Below are 17,894 nucleotides of genomic sequence, written 5' to 3' on the forward strand. Positions count from 1 at the left end.
CGAAGCGCCACCGGGCGCAGTTATTACCTGAAAATTGACTCTAAACGCTGTAACACCAACATCGCGCTGTAATAATCCAGGCGGAACGTCTCCGTTCCCAGCGCCCAGACGCGCTTGTTCTGCACAGCTGGCAGGTGCGCCAGCAGCGGGTTGGCGTAGATCGCATCCACGTCTTTCTGGTCGCCGGCAAAGACAAACAGCCCTTCGCCGTTTAGCCCCGTCGCCAGGTTTTCCCCGCCCAGCTGAATAATGTCGTGGCGTTTCCCCTGGCTTTTCGAGGTATGCAACCCGGCAGGCAGGTCCGCCAGCTTAAAGCCCAGCTGGTGCAGAAGCTTGCCCTGGGCCGATTCCGTGGTCCACAGGTTCGCCGTGTGTGCGGCGGCGGTATAGACGATGGCGTTCACTGGCTGCGGCGGCAGCGTCATCTGCTGCTTCACCTGGGCGAGCTGTTCATCAAATGCGGCAATGCGCTCGGTGGCCTGCTTTTCGTGTCCGGTCATCGTGCCCAGCTGCGTCAGCAGTTCCTGCCAGCTTTTGTCGTCGTAGTTGATGATAAGCGTGGGCGCGATGGCCGAGAGCTGATCGTACAGCGCCAGCGCCGAATCCCCGCCGGTGGCGCTGATCAAAATCAGATCCGGCATTTGGGCGGCTACCGCCTCTGCGCTGGGTTCACCAATATACAGCCGCGCAACCTTACGCTGTTTCGCAATGTCTCCCCACTGGCGCAGGAAACCCTGCGCATCCGCGACGCGGTTATTCGGCGTGGTCGCACCGCTGGCGATAACCGGCGCATCAATTGCCAGCAGGGAGCCGGTCAGGGTCACGCTGGTGGAGACAATCCGCGTCGGTTTGTGCTCAAGGGTATGAACGCCACGGCTGTCGGTGACCTGACGCGGCCAGTCGGCGGCGACCGCTGAGGTTAGTCCTAAAACAAAAAATCCTGTCAGAAGAAGGGCATTGCGGCATATGGCAAGGAGTTTCACAGAGCGGCATCCTGTTTTTATTGAAGATAATGCTTCTCATTTTCATGGTTGCCGGGGAGGGATGCAAGCGTTTGTCGAACAAGTTATTTGTCCGGCGGTTGACAGCGGGACGCTGTGGGATTAGGTTAGCCGACGAAAATATAAATGATAATCATTATTGCTTCTTTTATCGTTTGTGGAGGATGATATGGACACGTCCCTGGCTGAGGAAGTTCAGCACACCGCGACCACGCTGCCATCAGACAGCTTTTTCTTTATGTCGCCTTACCGCAATTTTACCACCTCCGGCTGTTTTGCCCGCTTCAGTGAACCCGCCGTCGGCGGCGACGATCCGGCAGGTCACTTCCAGCAAAAATTAGCCCAGGCTTTCCGGAATGCGAAAGCCAGCGGCATTGCCCATCCGGTGATGGTGGGGGCCATTCCCTTTGATACCCGCAAGCCGTCGTCGCTGTTTATTCCGCAACGCTGGCAGACCTTTTCCCGTCCTGCGCGTCAGCAATCCGCACGTTATTTCTCCGGTTCACAGGCGCTGAAGGTGCAACAACGCACCGAGATCCCTGCGCAGTCCGTGTTTGAAGAGATGGTCGCGCGTGCAGCGTTGCTCACCGCCACCCCGCGGGTGAACAAGGTGGTGTTGTCGCGCCTGATTGATATCGCGGCTGACAAAAAGCTGGACAGCGGTGCCCTGATGGAGCGCCTTATCGCCCAGAATCCGGCCAGTTTTAACTTCCACGTACCGCTGGAGGACGGGGGCGTGCTGCTCGGCGCCAGCCCGGAACTGCTGCTGCGCAAAGAGGGCGCGCACTTTAGCTCGCTGCCGCTGGCAGGCTCCGCGCGTCGTCAGCCGGACGATGTACTGGATCGCGAGGCGGGTAATAAGCTGCTGGCGTCCGAAAAAGATCGCCACGAGCACGACCTGGTCACCCAGGCGATGAAAGCGATTCTGGAACCGCGCAGCCATCACCTGACCATGCCGTCTTCTCCGCAGCTCATTACCACGCCAACGCTGTGGCACCTGGCAACGCCGGTGGAGGGCGAGGCGCGTGAAAACGAGAACGCCCTGACGCTGGCCTGCCTGCTGCACCCGACGCCTGCCCTGAGCGGCTTCCCGCATCAGGCGGCGAAAGCGCTGATTGCCGAGCTGGAACCGTTTGATCGCGAGCTGTTCGGCGGCATCGTCGGCTGGTGCGACAGCGAAGGGAACGGCGAGTGGGTGGTGACCATCCGCTGCGCGCGGCTGCATAACAATACCGTTCGCCTGTTTGCCGGCGCGGGCATTGTGCCTGCCTCCTCTCCGGTGGGCGAATGGCGTGAAACCGGTGTGAAGCTTTCCACCATGCTCAACGTGTTTGGTTTGCACTAAGGAAGACTGATGACCATTCCCTTTACCCGCTGGCCGGAGGATTTTGCCCGTCGCTACCGAGAAAAAGGCTACTGGCAGGATCTGCCGCTGACCCACATCCTGACGGACCATGCGGACAGCGATGCCGTGGCGATTATCGACGGCGATCGGCGCATCACCTATCGTCGCTTTAATCAGGCGGTGAACAACCTCGCGTCCGCACTTCAGGCGCAGGGGCTGCACCGTGGCGAGACCGCACTGGTACAGCTCGGCAACGTGGCCGAGTTCTACATGACCTTCTTTGCGCTGCTGCAAATCGGCGTCGCGCCGGTCAACGCGCTCTTTAGCCATCAGCGCAGCGAACTGAACGCCTACGCTATGCAGATCAAACCCGCCGTGCTGATTGCCGATCGCGATCACGCGTTGTTCGCGGGCGATGATTTCCTCAACACCTTCGTGGATGCGCATCGGTCGGTACGCGTCGTGCTCCTGCGCGGCGATAAGGGCGAACACGCCCTGGACGCGGCGATTGCCCGCCCGGCGGACCATTTCATCCCGAACCCGACGCCCGCCGATGAGGTGGCGTTCTTCCAGCTTTCCGGGGGGAGCACCGGCACGCCGAAACTGATCCCGCGCACGCACAACGATTACGACTACAGCATCCGCCGCAGCAACGAGATTTGCGGCATTACCGCGAAGACCCGTTATCTGAACGCGCTGCCCGCGGCGCACAACTACGCCATGAGTTCGCCGGGATCGTTAGGCGTTTTCACGGCGGGTGGCTGCGTGGTGTTAGCAAGCGACCCGAGCGCCACGCTCTGCTTCCCGTTAATTGAGCAACATCAGATCAACGTCACCTCGCTGGTGCCACCGGCGGTCAGCCTGTGGTTGCAGGCGATTGCCGACGGCGCGGGGAACGCACAGCTTAAATCTCTCAAGCTCCTGCAGGTGGGCGGTGCGCGCCTTTCCGCCACGCTTGCCGCGCGCATTCCGGCGGAAATCGGCTGTCAGCTTCAGCAGGTATTTGGCATGGCTGAAGGGCTGGTGAACTACACCGCGCTCGACGACGCCCCGGAACGCATCATCAATACCCAGGGCCGCCCGATGTGTCCGGACGACGAAGTGTGGGTGGCAGATGAACACGGCAATCCGCTGCCGCGCGGGGAAGTCGGGCGTCTGATGACGCGCGGGCCGTACACCTTCCGCGGCTATTTTAACAGCCCGGAACACAACGCCAGCGCTTTCGACGCTGAGGGTTTTTACTGCTCCGGCGATCTGATCGCCATCGACGAGCAGGGTTACATCACCGTGCAGGGGCGCGAGAAAGATCAGATCAACCGCGGCGGAGAGAAGATCGCCGCGGAAGAGATCGAAAACCTGCTGCTGCGCCATGAGTCGGTGATCCACGCCGCGCTGGTGAGCATGGAGGACAGCCTGCTGGGCGAAAAGAGCTGCGCGTATCTGGTGGTGAAAAAGCCCCTGCGCGCGGTCGAGGTGCGCCGCTTCCTTCGCGAGGAGGGCGTTGCCGAGTTTAAACTGCCGGACCGCGTGGAGAGCGTGGATGCGCTCCCGCTGACGCCGGTCGGCAAAGTCGATAAGAAACAGTTGCGCCTGTGGCTGGCTGAACGGGCACAGGGCTGAGGAACAGAGTATGGCCATTCCAAAATTAACCGCTTACGCGCTGCCGACCGCTGCAGAACTGCCAGCCAATAAAGTGAACTGGGCGTTCGAGCCAGAACGTGCCGCGCTGCTGATCCACGACATGCAGGAGTATTTCCTGAATTTCTGGGGCGAAAACAGCGCCATGATGCAACAGGTGGTGGCGAATATCGCCAGACTTCGCGCGTACTGCAAAGCGCACAATATTCCGGTGTACTACACCGCGCAGCCAAAAGAGCAGAGCGATGAGGACCGCGCCCTGCTGAACGACATGTGGGGGCCGGGCCTGACCCGCTCGCCGGACCAGCAGCGTATTGTGGCCGAACTGACGCCGGACGAAGCGGACACCGTGCTGGTGAAGTGGCGCTATAGCGCGTTCCATCGTTCGCCGCTGGAGCAGATGCTGAAAGAGACCGGCCGCAACCAGTTGCTGATTACCGGCGTGTACGCCCACATCGGCTGTATGACCACCGCGACCGATGCCTTTATGCGCGACATCAAGCCGTTCTTTATCGCCGACGCGCTGGCGGATTTCACCCGCGACGAGCACCTGATGTCCCTCAACTACGTTGCCGGGCGTTCAGGCCGCGTGGTGATGACCGACGAGCTGCTGCCGTCCATTCCGGCATCGAAAACGGCGCTGCGCGCGCTGATCCTGCCGCTGCTGGACGAGTCCGATGAGCCGATGGATGACGAAAACCTGATCGACTATGGTCTGGACTCGGTGCGCATGATGGCGCTGGCCGCCCGCTGGCGCAAAGTGCATGGCGATATCGACTTCGTGATGCTGGCCAAAAATCCTACCCTCGACGCCTGGTGGGCGCTGCTCTCCCGCGAGGTGAAGTGATGTCGGGATTTGATTTCAGCGGCAAAACCGTCTGGGTGACGGGCGCGGGGAAGGGGATTGGCTACGCGACGGCGCTGGCGTTTGTTGACGCGGGCGCGCAGGTGACCGGGTTCGATCTGGCCTTCCCGCAGGACGACTACCCCTTCGCGACTGAAACGCTGGACGTAGCAAATGCCGCGCAGGTGAGTGACGTGTGTGGCCGCGTGCTGGCTTCGCTTGAACGCCTGGACGTGCTGGTCAACGCGGCGGGTATTCTGCGTATGGGGGCGACGGACCAGCTCTCGCAGGAGGACTGGCAGCAGACCTTCGCGGTTAACGTTGGCGGCGCGTTCAACCTGTTCCAGCAGACGATGGGCCAGTTTCGCCGTCAGCAGGGCGGGGCGATCGTCACCGTCGCCTCTGACGCGGCACATACGCCGCGTATCGGGATGAGCGCCTACGGCGCCTCGAAAGCGGCACTGAAAAGCCTCGCCCTGACCGTCGGCCTGGAGCTGGCGGGCAGCGGCGTACGCTGTAACCTGGTGTCGCCGGGGTCAACGGACACCGATATGCAGCGCACCCTTTGGACAAACGACGATGAGGAGCAGCAGCGCATTCGCGGTTTTGGCGAGCAGTTCAAGCTTGGTATTCCGCTTGGCAAAATCGCCCGTCCGCAGGAGATTGCCAGTACCGTGCTGTTCCTTGCCTCCGATGCCGCCAGCCATATCACTCTGCAGGATATCGTGGTGGACGGCGGCTCCACGCTGGGGGCGTAAATGATCTGGAAACGTCATTTATCGCTCGACGAGCTGAACGCGACCAGCATGAACACCCTGGTGGCGCATCTGGGCATCGTCTATACCCGCCTCGGCGACGACACGCTCGAGGCCGAGATGCCGGTGGATGGGCGTACCCATCAGCCGTTTGGCCTGCTGCACGGCGGCGCCTCAGCCGCGCTGGCGGAAACGCTGGGGTCGATGGCCGGATTTCTGATGACCCGTGACGGGCAAAGCGTCGTGGGCACCGAACTGAACGCCACACACCACCGTGCCGTGGCGCAGGGGAAGGTGCGTGGGGTGTGCCAGCCGCTGCATCTGGGGAGAACCAACCAGAGCTGGGAAATCGTGGTTTTCGACGAGCAGGGACGACGATGCTGTACCTGCAGGTTGAGTACGATGGTGTTGGGGTAAGTCATTTAGCTGAAAGTGATCGGCTTAACACTGTGGTGTAAATCTCTGGTTTGACCACACATTATTGCGTTTCAGAGTTGTTAAATATTTGCCGTTGTTCTAGAAACAAAATGTAACATCTCACTGTTTCACAACAACGGATAACCACGATGAACAACTCAGGGAAATACCTTACATGGGCAGGGCTCTCCGTTGTGGGAGCTTTTGCCCTGGGCTATATCGCCCTCAACCGGGGGGAACAGATCAATGCGCTCTGGATCGTTGTCGCCTCCGTCTGCATTTATCTGATCGCGTATCGTTTTTATGGCCGCTATATCGCGAAAACCGTCCTGGGCGTTGATGCGACGCGCATGACGCCTGCCGTACGTCATAATGACGGTCTGGACTACGTCCCGACCGACAAAAAAGTGCTGTTCGGTCACCATTTTGCGGCGATTGCCGGGGCGGGCCCACTGGTGGGGCCGGTGCTGGCGGCCCAGATGGGCTACCTGCCCGGGATGATCTGGATCCTCGCGGGCGTGGTGCTGGCGGGCGCGGTGCAGGACTTTATGGTGCTGTTCGTCTCCACCCGCCGCGACGGCCGTTCGCTGGGCGAGCTGGTGAAAGAGGAGATGGGGGCAACCGCCGGGGTGATTGCCCTGGTGGCGACCTTTATGATCATGGTGATCATCCTCGCGGTGCTGGCGATGATTGTGGTGAAAGCGCTGACCCACAGCCCGTGGGGGACATACACCGTCGCGTTCACCATACCGCTGGCGCTGTTTATGGGAATTTATATTCGCTACCTGCGCCCGGGACGCATTGGTGAAGTGTCGGTGATTGGCCTGGTGTTCCTGGTGTTCGCCATTATTTCCGGCGGCTGGGTGGCGGAAAGCCCGACCTGGGCGCCGTTCTTCGACTTTACCGGTATACAGCTGACCTGGATGCTGGTGGGGTATGGCTTTGTGGCGGCGGTGCTGCCGGTGTGGCTGCTGTTGGCCCCGCGTGACTACCTCTCTACGTTCCTGAAAATCGGTACCATCGTCGGGCTGGCGATCGGCATTCTGATTATGCGTCCGACCCTGACCATGCCTGCGCTGACTAAGTTCATCGACGGTACCGGCCCGGTCTGGACCGGCAACCTGTTCCCGTTCCTGTTTATCACCATCGCCTGCGGTGCGGTGTCTGGTTTCCACGCGCTGATTGCCTCCGGGACCACGCCGAAGATGCTGGCGAATGAAAATCAGGCCTGCCTGATTGGCTACGGCGGCATGCTGATGGAATCCTTCGTCGCCATTATGGCGCTGGTTTCCGCCTGTATTATCGACCCGGGCGTCTACTTCGCGATGAACAGCCCGATGGCGGTACTGGCCCCGGCCGGGACCGTTGACGTCGTGGCGTCTGCTGCGCAGGTGGTCAGCGGCTGGGGCTTTGCGATTACCCCTGAAACGTTGACGCATATCGCTAATGAGGTGGGCGAGCAGTCAATTATCTCCCGTGCGGGTGGTGCGCCAACGCTGGCGGTGGGTATGGCCTACATTCTCCACGGTGCGCTGGGTGGGCTGATGGACGTGTCGTTCTGGTATCACTTCGCCATTCTGTTCGAGGCGCTGTTTATCCTGACGGCGGTGGATGCCGGTACGCGTGCGGCGCGCTTTATGCTGCAGGATCTGCTGGGGGTGATCTCCCCGAACCTGAAGCGTACCGATTCGCTCCCGGCAAACCTGCTGGCGACGGCACTGTGCGTGCTGGCGTGGGGCTACTTCCTGCATCAGGGCGTGGTGGATCCGCTCGGCGGCATTAACACGCTCTGGCCGCTGTTCGGTATTGCCAACCAGATGCTGGCAGGCATGGCGCTGATGCTCTGCGCGGTGGTGCTGTTCAAAATGAAGCGCCAGCGCTATGCGTGGGTGGCGCTGGTGCCGACCGCGTGGCTGCTGATCTGTACCCTGACGGCAGGCTGGCAGAAAGCCTTCAGCCCGGATAACAAAGTGGGCTTCCTGGCGATTGCCAACAAGTTCCAGGCGATGATCGACAGCGGCAAGATCCCGGCGCAGTACACCGAGTCTCAGCTGTCGCAGCTGGTATTTAATAACCGTCTGGATGCCGGGCTGACCATCTTCTTTATGGTGGTGGTCGTGGTGCTGGCGTTGTATTCTCTTAAAACCGCGCTGGCAGCATTGAAAGTGGATAAGCCAACGGCGAAAGAGACACCGTATGAGCCAATGCCTGAAAACCTGGAAGAGATTGTCACCCAGGCGAAAGGGGCGCATTAACCAGTGTGCCGGGTGGCGCTAGCGCTTACCCGGCCTACATTTTCTGTGAGACCAGAACGATGTTCGACACCCTCTCCAAAGCAGGTAAGTACCTGGGCCAGGCCGCCAAAATGATGATTGGTGTGCCGGACTACGACAACTACGTTGAACATATGCGCGTCAACCACCCGGACCAGACGCCCATGACCTACGAAGCCTTTTTCCGCGACCGCCAGGACGCCCGCTACGGCGGCAAGGGCGGGGCGAAGTGCTGTTAACCCTCTTTTGGTAAATAGAGGCTGATCTGCTCCTGCTTGCAGCCGTAAATTGCCGCCAGCTCCTGACGTGAACCGTCGAGAGCGCTCGAAAAGGCCTCTGCCGGACGACAGAGGCTTGCAGAAATATGCGATCAGGCGTTCAAACCGCCGTCCACGTCCAGACCGGTACCGGAGATCTGCCCGGCGGCCGGGCTGGCAAGGAAAGTGACTGCCGCCGCGATGTCTTCCGGCTGACCGTAATGGCCGACCGCAATCATCTGGCGCTGGGCTTCCGCCTGTTCACCGTCCTCCGGGTTCATATCGCTGTTGGTCGGACCGGGATGCACCAGGTTGACGGTGATGCCGCGCGGGCCGAGATCGCGCGCCAGGCCGCGGGTAAGAGAGTTGAGAGCCGACTTGGTCATGGAGTAAACGGCAATACCGGGCATGGCCACGCGGTTTGCCAGGCAACTGCCGATGTTAATGATGCGCCCGCCGTCAGACATGTGCACCAGCGCTTCCTGAATGGCGATCACCACGCCGCGGATGTTGACGTTGAGCAGGGCGTCAATGTCAGCCAGCGTCATGGACTCCAGCGGGCCACCGCGCGCGATCCCGGCGTTGTTGACCAGAATGTCCAGCCCGCCGAGCGCGCGCGCCGCATGGGTGACGGCATCCTGAATCGCCTGCGCGCTGGCGCTGTCAGCCTGTACGGCTTCACCGTATCGGCCAAGCGCTTTTATCTCATCGGCGACCGCCTGGGCTTTATCGGCTGATTTTTCATACGTTATAACCACATCGGCACCGGCGCGGGCCAGCTACAGGGCTATCGCACGGCCCAACCCACGGCTGGCGCCGGTAACCAGCGCTTTCTTACCTGTTAAATCGATCTGCATGATGACCTCGTTGCGAGAGAGTGGTGAGAATCATCATTAGGTATAGACGGTCGGCGCATTTAACGGGGGAATGTTTCCACCTTCTCAAACGCGGCGCGCAGAACGTCAGGGGTTAACTCAACGGGCAGATAATGAATCGACTCCACCGGACGCAGAGTGTGGGTAATAACCTTATCCAGCGCGTCGCGGTTATTAATATCAACGTCCAGTTCGCGTAGCCGGGTCGGCAGGTTAAAGCGTTGATAGGCCGCCACCAGCTGCGCCAGCACGTCGTCCTGGCCGAGCAGGGCGCTTTGCACCAGAATGCCGTAGGCCACCTTGGTGCCGTGCAGGTATTTTTCGGTCTGCGGCAGCACGGTTAAGCCGTTATGTACGGCATGCGCCGCTGCCACGCGGGTGTAGCGCTCGCCCAGACCGCCGACCATTCCACCGCCGGCAATGATCGCATCCACTACGTCCCGGAACGCCTGCGATAACTCGCCACGCTGTTGGTCTGCCAGCGCTTCCTCGCTGCGTTCCAGCAGCACGTCGCGGATCGCCAGCGCGCTGTTGATGCCCAGCCGCACGGTCAGGGGCAGGTTTTCCGGCTCAGGTGCCAACACAACCGCTTCGTACCACTTCGCCAGCGTGTCGCCGATGCCCGCCAGCAGGTATTCCGCCGGGGCATTGAGAACGATCTGCGGCTCCACCAGCACCAGGAAGTTCGCGTCGTCGAAAATCTCAAACTGCAGCGCCTGGCCTTCATCGTTATACCAGACGGAGAGCGGGGTCCACGCCGCGCAGGTCGCGGCGATGGTGGGGATGCCCACGAACGGTACACCTGAACGGCGCGCCACGGCTTTGACGGTATCCATCACCGCGCCGCCGCCGATGCCTATCACCACGCTGACGTCGCTGCCGGCTTCATTCACCAGGTGGCTGACGTCGCGCTCGCTGCAGTGGCCCTTAAACAGCAGGTGTTTTGCCCCCGTCGCGTCAAAGCTCGCTGGCAGGAAAGGGCGCGCGGCTTCGATGGCGCGCTCGCCGTAAATCCACACCGCGCGGGAAAGCTGCTCTGGCGTGAAGAAATCATTGAGATGCGCAAGGCTGCCTGGGTGGGAGAAGTAGTTCGCCGGGCCGGGCACGACGCGGATATCGGTATTGCTCATGGTGTTGTCCTTTTTTAGCACGCGCTAACCCGATGTTATGTCTGGACATCCGGATGGCTAATAATATTTCGCTTTATCTTATGCCTTTTCCGTCGTTGTCAGTCAACCGGCGCTGTGAAAAATTCGATAAATCAGAAGAGTAATGAAGGATTTACGCGGATGGTTTCCAGTCGCCTTGAGATGCGTGGTATCAGCCTGGCCTTTTCCGGCTTTCAGGCGCTGTCACGGGTGGACTTTACCCTGAGCGGCGGGTCGGTGCATGCGCTGACCGGCGCCAACGGCGCGGGGAAATCGACGCTGATGGCGGTGCTGTGCGGAACGCACGATCGCTATGAAGGCGAGATTTGCATTAACAACCAGTCGGTGACGATCCGCGAGCCGCTGGACGCCAAGCGGCTGGGCATTCACCTTGTGCAGCAGGAAGTGGACGTGGCGCTGATCCCGGGGCTGAGCATTGCCGAGAACATCATGCTCGACCAGCTTGCGCAGCCCGGGCACCGCTTCAGCTGGCGTGCGGTTCGTCACCAGGCGAGACAGGCGCTGGCGCAACTGGACGTGTCCATGGATGTTCGGCGATCGGTCGACAGCTGCACGCTTGCTGAAAAACAGCAGATTTTGCTGGCGCGGGCGCTGTCCCATCATTGCCGTTTTTTAATTCTGGATGAACCCACCGCACCGCTGGATGCACACGAAAGCGAGCGCCTGTTTGCGGTGGTGAGACGCCTGCAGCAGCAGGGCATCGGCGTAGTGTTTATCTCGCACCGTATTCACGAGCTGAAAGCCATCTGCGACACCCTGACGGTGCTGCGTGACGGCAAGCTGATTGAGTCCGGCCCGATGGCCGATCTCAGCGGCGAAGCGATCGTTGAGAAGATGCTTGGCCACGTGCTGAGCGATATTTACCCGCCTGCTCGCCCCCCGCACAGCGACGAAACGTTGCTGCGCGTAGAGGGCCTGCACGATGACGCGCTGCTGAAAGATATCTCCCTTCACCTGCGCAAAGGCGAAATTCTGGGCATTGCCGGGCTGGCGGGCGCGGGTAAAACCGAACTTTGTAAGGCGCTGTTTGGCGCCACGAAAAGCCGGGTGGCACAAGGCGAGTTGAATCATCAGCCCTGGAAACCGCGCGACCCGGCCGACTCGGTGCTGCGCGGGCTGGCACTGGTGCCGGAGGAGCGGCGCAAGGAGGGCATTTTTATCGACGAGCCCGTGAGCATGAACCTTGCCGTGTGCGCCGATAACAGCTTCTCGCGCTGGAGCCTGTTTGGTCATCGTCAGGCGTGGCGCTGGGCAGAAGAGGTGATTGACCGCGTCGGCGTGCGTGCGCGGGGGCCGGGGCAGGTGCTGCGCCGTTTGTCCGGCGGCAACCAGCAGAAGGTCGCCATCGGTAAATGGCTGCGTAATGATGCCAGCGTGCTGATTTTCGATGAGCCGACGAAGGGCGTGGACGTGAAAGCCAAAACCGATCTGTTCCAGCTGATTGACGGCCTGGCGCGCGAGGGCAAAGGGGTGATTTATGCCTCGGGTGAATTTGCCGAGCTGGTCGGGCTGTGCGACCGCATCTGCGTGCTGTGGGACGGACGTATCGTGGCGGAAATCGCCGGGGCCGAGGCCCGTGAAGAGACACTACTTTATTATTCAACCGGAGGATCGGCGTCGTGAGTAAGGCCCTTTCAGTGACTGCGGCGGCGTCAGGCCGTCAGCATATTTTCGATTTTCTCTACAAGTGGGGCATGCTGCTGACCGTCGTCGCGCTGGTGGCGGTGTTTGGCCTGGCCTCGGACAACTTCCTCGATCCGAACAACATCATCAACATATTGCGCGCGATCGCCATCGTAACGGTGATTGCCATTGGCGTATCGATTTCGCTGACCGTCGGCGGGTTCGACCTCTCCGTGGGATCCACTGCGTCGCTGGCAAACGCGCTGGTGATATCGCTTTTCGTCTGGCACGGCTTCGGCACTACCGAGTCGATTCTGATTACCCTTGCGCTCTGCACGCTGGTGGGGCTGTTCAACGCGTTTCTGATCGTCATCCTGCGTATTCCGGACATGCTCGCGACCCTCGCCAGCCTGTTTGTGATCCAGGGCGTGGCGATGACTTACAGCTATGGCGGGTCGATTACCGAAAACATGGTGCTGCCGAGCGGTGATATGGCGGAAGGGACCATTCCGGCGGCGTTCAGCCTGCTGGGGCAGGTGCCGACCATCGTCATCATCATGCTGGTGGTGACGGTTCTCGCGCAGCTGGGATTGTCCCTCACCACGCATGGCCGACGCATGTACGCCATCGGCGGCAACCCGGAAGCCGCGCGCCTCTCCGGTATTCGCACCACGCGCTACAAGGTGGCAGCTTACGTGATCGCCTCGCTGCTGGCGGGGCTGGGCGGGATTTTGCTGGCCTCGCGCATTGGCTCGTCGCAGGTGAATGCCGGGGGCGGTTATCTGATGGATGCGGTGGCCGCGGCGTGGATCGGCTTCTCGCTGGCGGGTTCCGGCAAGCCGAACGCGCTGGGGACGCTGGTTGGGGCAGTTATTCTCGGCGTGCTGTCGAACGGGCTGGTGATGCTCTCCGTGCCGTATTACGCCATGGACATTATAAAAGGGCTGGTGCTCGCGGTGGCGCTGGCGATGACCTACATACAAAAACGCTGATAACACAACAGGATAAAAAATGAAAAAAATTGCACGCTCATTGGTAGCACTTGGATTATTGACTGCGCTGCCAGGCTTTGCGGCCACGCCCGCACCGGTGCCGGCTGCCATTGCGAACCACGAGGGTCCGATCCGCATCGCGGTGATCCGCAACCTCGGCTCCGACGACAACACCACGCAGTTTGTGGCGGGGGCGATTCAGGAAGGGAAGAAACTCGGCTTTAAGGTCAGCACTTTTTTAAGCAACGGGGACGATGCCAAATTCCAGGACTTCGTGAACCAGGCAATCAGCCAGAAGTACGACGGGATTATCCTGTCTCAGGGGCGCGATCCGTACTCCACCGCGCTGCTGAAGAAGGCGGTGGATGCCGGGATTAAAGTCGCCGTGTTTGATACGGCGGTGAACGGCGAGATCCCGGGCGTGACCGTTACTCAGCAGGATGATGCTTCGCTGACGAACCTCTCCTTCGGCCAGCTGGCGAAAGATTTCAACGGCAAGGCCAATATCGTCAAGCTGTGGGTGGCGGGCTTCCCGCCGATGGAGCGTCGTCAGGCGGCGTACAAGGAACTGCAAAAACAGTATCCGGAGATCAAAGAGCTGGAATCCATTGGCGCGGTCTCCTCTGACGTGCAGGGGGATACCGCCAACAAGGTGGGCGCTATCCTGGCGAAATACCCGAAAGGAAAAATCGACGCTATCTGGGGCACCTGGGATGCCTTCAGCCAGGGCGCGTATAAGGCGCTGAAAGAGAACGGGCGCACCGAGATCAAACTCTACAGCATCGATATATCTAACCAGGATCTGCAGCTGATGCGCGAGCCGGGTAGCCCGTGGAAGGTAAGCGTGGCGGTGGATCCGAAGTTGATTGGCGCAACCAACGTGCGTTTGATCGCCAATAAGATTGCCGGAGAAGCGACCCCGGCAACCTATGACTTTAAAGCCGCTGCCATTCCGCAGGCGCTGCTGACCGCCCAGCCGGGTGGGGTGAACGTGGCGTCGCTTGGGAAAATCATTCCGGGCTGGGGCCAGACGGACGATTTTATCGCGCCGTGGTTTGCGACGCTGGAAGCTAAAAATAAATGAGTGTGCTCCCTACGCCCGAATACAGCCGCAATATGCGGCTGATTGGCCATAGCGACCAGGGCGGTCGCCCGGACGGCGTGCAGCTGATGGTGCATCACGGTTTCGCGTATATCGGTCATATGGTGTCGCAGGGTTTTTCCATCGTCGATGTGCGCGACCCGAAAAACCCGAAAGCGGCAGGTTATGTTCCCGCGCCGCACGGCACCTGGAACGTGCATTTGCAGGCGCATGACGATCTGTTGCTGGTGATCAACGCCCGGGATCTGTTTGCCGATGCCCGCTTTGCCGATGAGAAGGTTTACTACACCCGTCAGGTGGGGGAGACCGTCAGCGACGTGCGGGACAAAGGCTGGAGCGCCGGGCTGCGGGTGTTTGATATCTCTACCCCGGACAAGCCGCGTGAAATCGGCTTTCTTTCGCTGAACGGCATCGGGATCCACCGCATCTGGTACGTCGGCGGGCGCTGGGCGTACGTGTCGGCGCTGATTGACGGCTTTACCGATTATATCTTTCTGACCATCGACCTGGCCGACCCGCGCAAGCCTGAAGTGGCGGGGCGCTGGTGGCTGCCCGGGATGAACCAGGCCGAAGGGGAAAAGCCCAGTTGGCCCGAAGGGAAGCGCTACGCGCTGCACCACGCGATTATCGCCGGCGATACCGCCTATGGGAGCTGGCGCGACGGTGGCCTGACGCTGCTGGACGTGAAAGACCGCACTCAACCAAAGCTGATTAGCCATCGCAACTGGAGCCCGCCGTTTGGTGGCGGGACGCATACCGCGCTGCCGCTGCCGGACCGTTCCCTGCTGGTGGTGCTCGACGAAGCGGTGCTGGATAACCAGGAGGATGGGGAGAAGCTGATCTGGCTGTTTGATATCCGCGAGCCGTCGAACCCGGTGAGTATCTCGACTTTCCCGCAGCCGGATGAAACCGACTACGTGGCGAAAGGGGCGCACTTTGGGCCGCACAACCTGCACGAGAACCGGCCGGGGAGTTTTGTCAGCTCGACGCTGATTTTTGCCACTTACCAGAACGCGGGCGTACGCGCGTATGACATTTCCAACCCGTATCGCCCGGTGGAGACCGGTGCGCTGGTGCCAGCTGCGCCGGAAAGAATGATGGATACGCGGCCGAATCGCCCGCAGGTGATCCAGTCCTGCGACGTGTTTGTGGATGCTCAGGGGATTATCTACAGCACGGATTATAACGGTGGGTTGTCGGTGATTGAGTATTTAGGGTGAGTGCGGTTTGGTGCCCTCACCCCGACCCTCTCCCACGGGGAGAGGGAGAAAACCAGAAGCACTCAGCTGTACTGCCGCACGCGTGCCACCAGCTCTTCCGCGCTGTCGATGCGCTCGGCAATGACAATCAACGCCTTGCCGAGGGTAATCGCATGGCGCAGGCATTCGTGGCGCATGGCGTCATCCTGAATGGTGTCGATATCCGCGACGTGGGAAAGCCCGACGCTGCGGCGAATCAGTTCGGTGCCGCAGAAACCAATGGCGTCATGCCAGACCTTTTTCAGAAACGCGGAAGCATAGCCCGGCGCACTGAGCGCGGCGTCTCGCGTTTTTTCGTTTGCTAATGCCTGGAAGCGCTCCGCGAAGGTGTTCCACAGCGCCTGAATGTCGATCAGGCGCTGCTCGCGGGCGGCGTCGGCATCGCGAATACCCAGATGCCCCGGCAGGCCGCAGAAGTTGAGCAGCAGGTTGCCAATGGCAGTGCCGACGTCAAAGCCAATCGGGCCAACGTAGCCGAACTCGGCGTCAATGGCCTTCAGGCTGCCGTCCGCCACAAAAATGGAGCCGCTGTGAATATCCCCGTGCAGCAGCGCTTCAGCGTGTGAGAAAAAGCGATGCTTCAGGGAGGCCACGGCAATTTTCAACTGGGCATCGTCGCGCAGGGCGGCGACGTCATTTTCCAGCTCGACCGGGTAGTTGTTGCGTTCGTGGATCTGGTACGGATCGTTGAAGAACAGATCTTCGGTGATCTCACACATCTCCGGGTTGATGAATTTCGCTACCTGCGCTTTTTTCGCGTGCGGATGCAGGTAGAAATCGCTGGTGTGGAACAGCGTGTATGCGAGGTATTCACCCAGCTGACGCGCGGCATGAGGATAGTGATTGTTTTTAATCAGCTCGCCGCGCCAGATGCGATGGCTGGAGAGATCCTCCATCACCATCACCGCCAGTTCCGGGTCAAAGTGGTGGATTTTCACGGTGTGCTGCGGGCTGTGCTGGTAATGCTCGACCAGGGTTTGCGCCTCCAGACGGGCGCGGTCCAGCGTCAGCGGCCAGGACTCGCCGACGCAGCGCACGTAGGGCAGCGCCTGTTTGACGATGACGCGGCTTGTGCCCTGGGCATCGAAAATTTTGAAGACCAGATTGAGGTTGCCGTCGCCCACTTCCTGCGCCTCCACCAGCGAGGAAGGATCGTCGAGTCCACCAAACTGCCTGGCATACTCCACGGCGTCCTGAGCGGTAAAGGTACGGTATTGCGACATGGCCTGCTCCTCACGAGTTTGCTAATAAAGACATGTAGACGTCTATACATCTGGATTTCATCCTGACACAATGTGCTACAACAACGCAACAGGGAATTAATGACATGCAGACATTACAGACGACCAGCCTGCGGGTGGCGGATAATCAGCTCTTTATTCTCGACCAGCAGGCGCTTCCGCAGGAGAAACGCTGGCTTGAGGCCTCCACGGTAGAGACGCTGGTCGGGCATATCCATGCTCTGCGCGTGCGCGGTGCGCCGCTGATTGGTCTCTCTGCAAGCCTGCTGCTGGCATTGCTGGCGGAAAGCGGCAAAAGCCGTGATGAACTCGCCGTGGCGCTGGAAACCCTGCGCGCGTCCCGCCCGACGGCGGTGAACCTGATGAACAACCTTGACCGTATGAAGCTGGCGCTCTGGCAGGAGGATTTCGTTTCGGCGCTGGTGTCTGAAGCGCTGCGCCTGATTTCTGAAGACAGGCAGTTGTGCGACGCTATCGCCCGCGCGGGCAGCGCGCTGGTGACGCCCGGTAGCCGCCTGCTGACCCACTGCAACACCGGCGGGCTGGCAACGGCGGGCGTGGGCACGGCGCTGGGCGTGATTGCCCGCGCCTATCAGGAAGGAAATGTCAGCAACGTCTGGGTGGATGAAACCCGTCCGCTGCTGCAGGGGGGCAGGTTGACCGCGTGGGAGCTGGGCGAGCTGGGCGTGCCGTATCGGCTGATTACCGACTCCATGGCGGCAAGCCTGATGGCCAAAGGACAGGTCGACGCCGTGTGGGTAGGGGCCGATCGCATTGCCGCTAACGGCGACGTGGCGAACAAAATCGGTACCTATTCCCTTGCGGTGCTGGCGAAATTCCACGGCATTCCGTTCTACGTGGCTGCCCCGCAAACAACCCTCGACCCGGAGTGCCCGAACGGAGATGCGATCCCGATTGAGCAGCGCGCCGTCAGTGAGGTGACGGGCGTTGCGGGAAGTTTTGGGGCGGTGCAGTGGGCGCCGGAAAACGCCCTGGTCTATAACCCGGCGTTTGACGTTACGCCTGCCTCGCTGATTAGCGGCTGGGTGCTGGATACGGGCGTAGTGACGCCGGAAGAGGTGGCAAACGGGAAATTCGCCTGA

16 protein-coding genes and 1 pseudogene are annotated in these 17,894 nt (G+C 60.6%); 12 read left to right on the forward strand and 5 right to left on the reverse strand.

Features of this window, described 5'->3' with window-relative positions:
• Positions 1–23: 23 nt before the first annotated feature.
• Positions 24–983, reverse strand: coding sequence for a Fe2+-enterobactin ABC transporter substrate-binding protein (gene fepB / locus L383_RS22245; protein WP_023332357.1), 960 nt, complete (start codon positions 981–983; stop codon positions 24–26).
• Between the two features lie 187 nt (positions 984–1,170).
• Between fepB and entC the strand changes: the two genes are divergently transcribed.
• From entC to L383_RS22210, 7 genes are all read left to right on the forward strand, one after another.
• The gene (gene entC, locus L383_RS22240) at positions 1,171–2,346 is read left to right on the forward strand and encodes an isochorismate synthase EntC (RefSeq protein ID WP_023332358.1); all 1,176 of its coding nucleotides are present in this window, start codon (positions 1,171–1,173) and stop codon (positions 2,344–2,346) included.
• A 9-nt stretch (positions 2,347–2,355) separates the two neighbouring features.
• Positions 2,356–3,966, forward strand: coding sequence for a (2,3-dihydroxybenzoyl)adenylate synthase EntE (gene entE / locus L383_RS22235; protein ID WP_023332359.1), 1,611 nt, complete (start codon positions 2,356–2,358; stop codon positions 3,964–3,966).
• A gap of 10 nt (positions 3,967–3,976) precedes the next feature.
• Positions 3,977–4,831 carry an isochorismatase gene (locus L383_RS22230; protein ID WP_014882952.1) on the forward strand — a complete coding sequence of 285 codons (855 nt, stop codon included), beginning with the start codon at positions 3,977–3,979 and terminating at the stop codon, positions 4,829–4,831.
• The gene (entA, locus tag L383_RS22225; protein WP_023332360.1) at positions 4,831–5,586 is read left to right on the forward strand and encodes a 2,3-dihydro-2,3-dihydroxybenzoate dehydrogenase EntA; all 756 of its coding nucleotides are present in this window, start codon (positions 4,831–4,833) and stop codon (positions 5,584–5,586) included. The genes L383_RS22230 and entA overlap by 1 nt, the downstream gene beginning before the upstream one ends.
• A complete protein-coding gene (entH, locus tag L383_RS22220) occupies positions 5,587–6,000 on the forward strand; it encodes a proofreading thioesterase EntH (protein WP_023332361.1) in 414 nt (137 codons plus the stop codon).
• A 149-nt stretch (positions 6,001–6,149) separates the two neighbouring features.
• A complete protein-coding gene (cstA, locus tag L383_RS22215) occupies positions 6,150–8,255 on the forward strand; it encodes a pyruvate/proton symporter CstA (RefSeq protein ID WP_023332362.1) in 2,106 nt (701 codons plus the stop codon).
• A 59-nt stretch (positions 8,256–8,314) separates the two neighbouring features.
• Positions 8,315–8,512 (forward strand): YbdD/YjiX family protein, encoded by a 198-nt coding sequence (locus L383_RS22210; protein ID WP_014169079.1) that lies wholly within the window; start codon positions 8,315–8,317, stop codon positions 8,510–8,512.
• On the opposite strand, the pseudogene L383_RS26505 reads toward L383_RS22210, so the two are convergent.
• The 3 genes and pseudogenes from L383_RS26505 to L383_RS22200 form a co-directional block, all read right to left on the reverse strand.
• Positions 8,509–8,637, reverse strand: a pseudogene (locus L383_RS26505) (transcriptional regulator); the annotation flags it as partial. The gene L383_RS22210 and the pseudogene L383_RS26505 sit on opposite strands and share 4 nt — an antisense overlap.
• A gap of 6 nt (positions 8,638–8,643) precedes the next feature.
• Positions 8,644–9,309: an SDR family NAD(P)-dependent oxidoreductase gene (locus L383_RS22205; RefSeq protein ID WP_226882738.1), complete on the reverse strand. Its 666-nt coding sequence runs from the start codon at positions 9,307–9,309 to the stop codon at positions 8,644–8,646.
• Positions 9,310–9,446: 137 nt separating this feature from the next.
• Positions 9,447–10,535 carry an oxidoreductase gene (locus L383_RS22200; RefSeq protein ID WP_023332364.1) on the reverse strand — a complete coding sequence of 363 codons (1,089 nt, stop codon included), beginning with the start codon at positions 10,533–10,535 and terminating at the stop codon, positions 9,447–9,449.
• Between the two features lie 159 nt (positions 10,536–10,694).
• On the opposite strand from L383_RS22200, the gene L383_RS22195 reads away from it, so the two are divergent.
• From L383_RS22195 to L383_RS22180, 4 genes are read left to right on the forward strand one after another with little or no spacing between them, the layout of a single operon-like run.
• Positions 10,695–12,197 carry a sugar ABC transporter ATP-binding protein gene (locus L383_RS22195; RefSeq protein ID WP_023332365.1) on the forward strand — a complete coding sequence of 501 codons (1,503 nt, stop codon included), beginning with the start codon at positions 10,695–10,697 and terminating at the stop codon, positions 12,195–12,197.
• Positions 12,194–13,189, forward strand: coding sequence for an ABC transporter permease (locus tag L383_RS22190; RefSeq protein WP_023332366.1), 996 nt, complete (start codon positions 12,194–12,196; stop codon positions 13,187–13,189). Before L383_RS22195 ends, L383_RS22190 begins: the two co-directional genes overlap by 4 nt.
• A 19-nt stretch (positions 13,190–13,208) precedes the next feature.
• Positions 13,209–14,273: a sugar ABC transporter substrate-binding protein gene (locus L383_RS22185; protein WP_023332367.1), complete on the forward strand. Its 1,065-nt coding sequence runs from the start codon at positions 13,209–13,211 to the stop codon at positions 14,271–14,273.
• The gene (locus tag L383_RS22180) at positions 14,270–15,511 is read left to right on the forward strand and encodes an LVIVD repeat-containing protein (protein WP_023332368.1); all 1,242 of its coding nucleotides are present in this window, start codon (positions 14,270–14,272) and stop codon (positions 15,509–15,511) included. The genes L383_RS22185 and L383_RS22180 overlap by 4 nt, the downstream gene beginning before the upstream one ends.
• Positions 15,512–15,573: 62 nt before the next feature.
• Here the strand turns inward: L383_RS22180 and mtnK are convergent, their stop codons facing one another.
• Positions 15,574–16,773 (reverse strand): S-methyl-5-thioribose kinase, encoded by a 1,200-nt coding sequence (gene mtnK, locus L383_RS22175; protein WP_023332369.1) that lies wholly within the window; start codon positions 16,771–16,773, stop codon positions 15,574–15,576.
• A gap of 104 nt (positions 16,774–16,877) precedes the next feature.
• Here mtnK and mtnA point away from each other — a divergent pair, with 104 nt between their 5' ends.
• Positions 16,878–17,894 (forward strand): S-methyl-5-thioribose-1-phosphate isomerase, encoded by a 1,017-nt coding sequence (gene mtnA / locus L383_RS22170; RefSeq protein ID WP_023332370.1) that lies wholly within the window; start codon positions 16,878–16,880, stop codon positions 17,892–17,894.

It is taken from the genome of Enterobacter sp. MGH 37 (assembly GCF_000534515.1).
GTDB lineage: Bacteria > Pseudomonadota > Gammaproteobacteria > Enterobacterales > Enterobacteriaceae > Enterobacter > Enterobacter kobei.

Coding starts and splice junctions, on each gene's coding strand:
- entC (WP_023332358.1), top strand. CDS start 1,171: ATGGACACGTCCCTGGCTGAGGAAGTTCAGCACACCGCGACCACGCTG.
- entE (WP_023332359.1), top strand. CDS start 2,356: ATGACCATTCCCTTTACCCGCTGGCCGGAGGATTTTGCCCGTCGCTAC.
- L383_RS22230 (WP_014882952.1), top strand. CDS start 3,977: ATGGCCATTCCAAAATTAACCGCTTACGCGCTGCCGACCGCTGCAGAA.
- entA (WP_023332360.1), top strand. CDS start 4,831: ATGTCGGGATTTGATTTCAGCGGCAAAACCGTCTGGGTGACGGGCGCG.
- entH (WP_023332361.1), top strand. CDS start 5,587: ATGATCTGGAAACGTCATTTATCGCTCGACGAGCTGAACGCGACCAGC.
- cstA (WP_023332362.1), top strand. CDS start 6,150: ATGAACAACTCAGGGAAATACCTTACATGGGCAGGGCTCTCCGTTGTG.
- L383_RS22210 (WP_014169079.1), top strand. CDS start 8,315: ATGTTCGACACCCTCTCCAAAGCAGGTAAGTACCTGGGCCAGGCCGCC.
- L383_RS22200 (WP_023332364.1), bottom strand. CDS start 10,535: ATGAGCAATACCGATATCCGCGTCGTGCCCGGCCCGGCGAACTACTTC.
- L383_RS22195 (WP_023332365.1), top strand. CDS start 10,695: ATGGTTTCCAGTCGCCTTGAGATGCGTGGTATCAGCCTGGCCTTTTCC.
- L383_RS22185 (WP_023332367.1), top strand. CDS start 13,209: ATGAAAAAAATTGCACGCTCATTGGTAGCACTTGGATTATTGACTGCG.
- L383_RS22180 (WP_023332368.1), top strand. CDS start 14,270: ATGAGTGTGCTCCCTACGCCCGAATACAGCCGCAATATGCGGCTGATT.
- mtnK (WP_023332369.1), bottom strand. CDS start 16,773: ATGTCGCAATACCGTACCTTTACCGCTCAGGACGCCGTGGAGTATGCC.
- mtnA (WP_023332370.1), top strand. CDS start 16,878: ATGCAGACATTACAGACGACCAGCCTGCGGGTGGCGGATAATCAGCTC.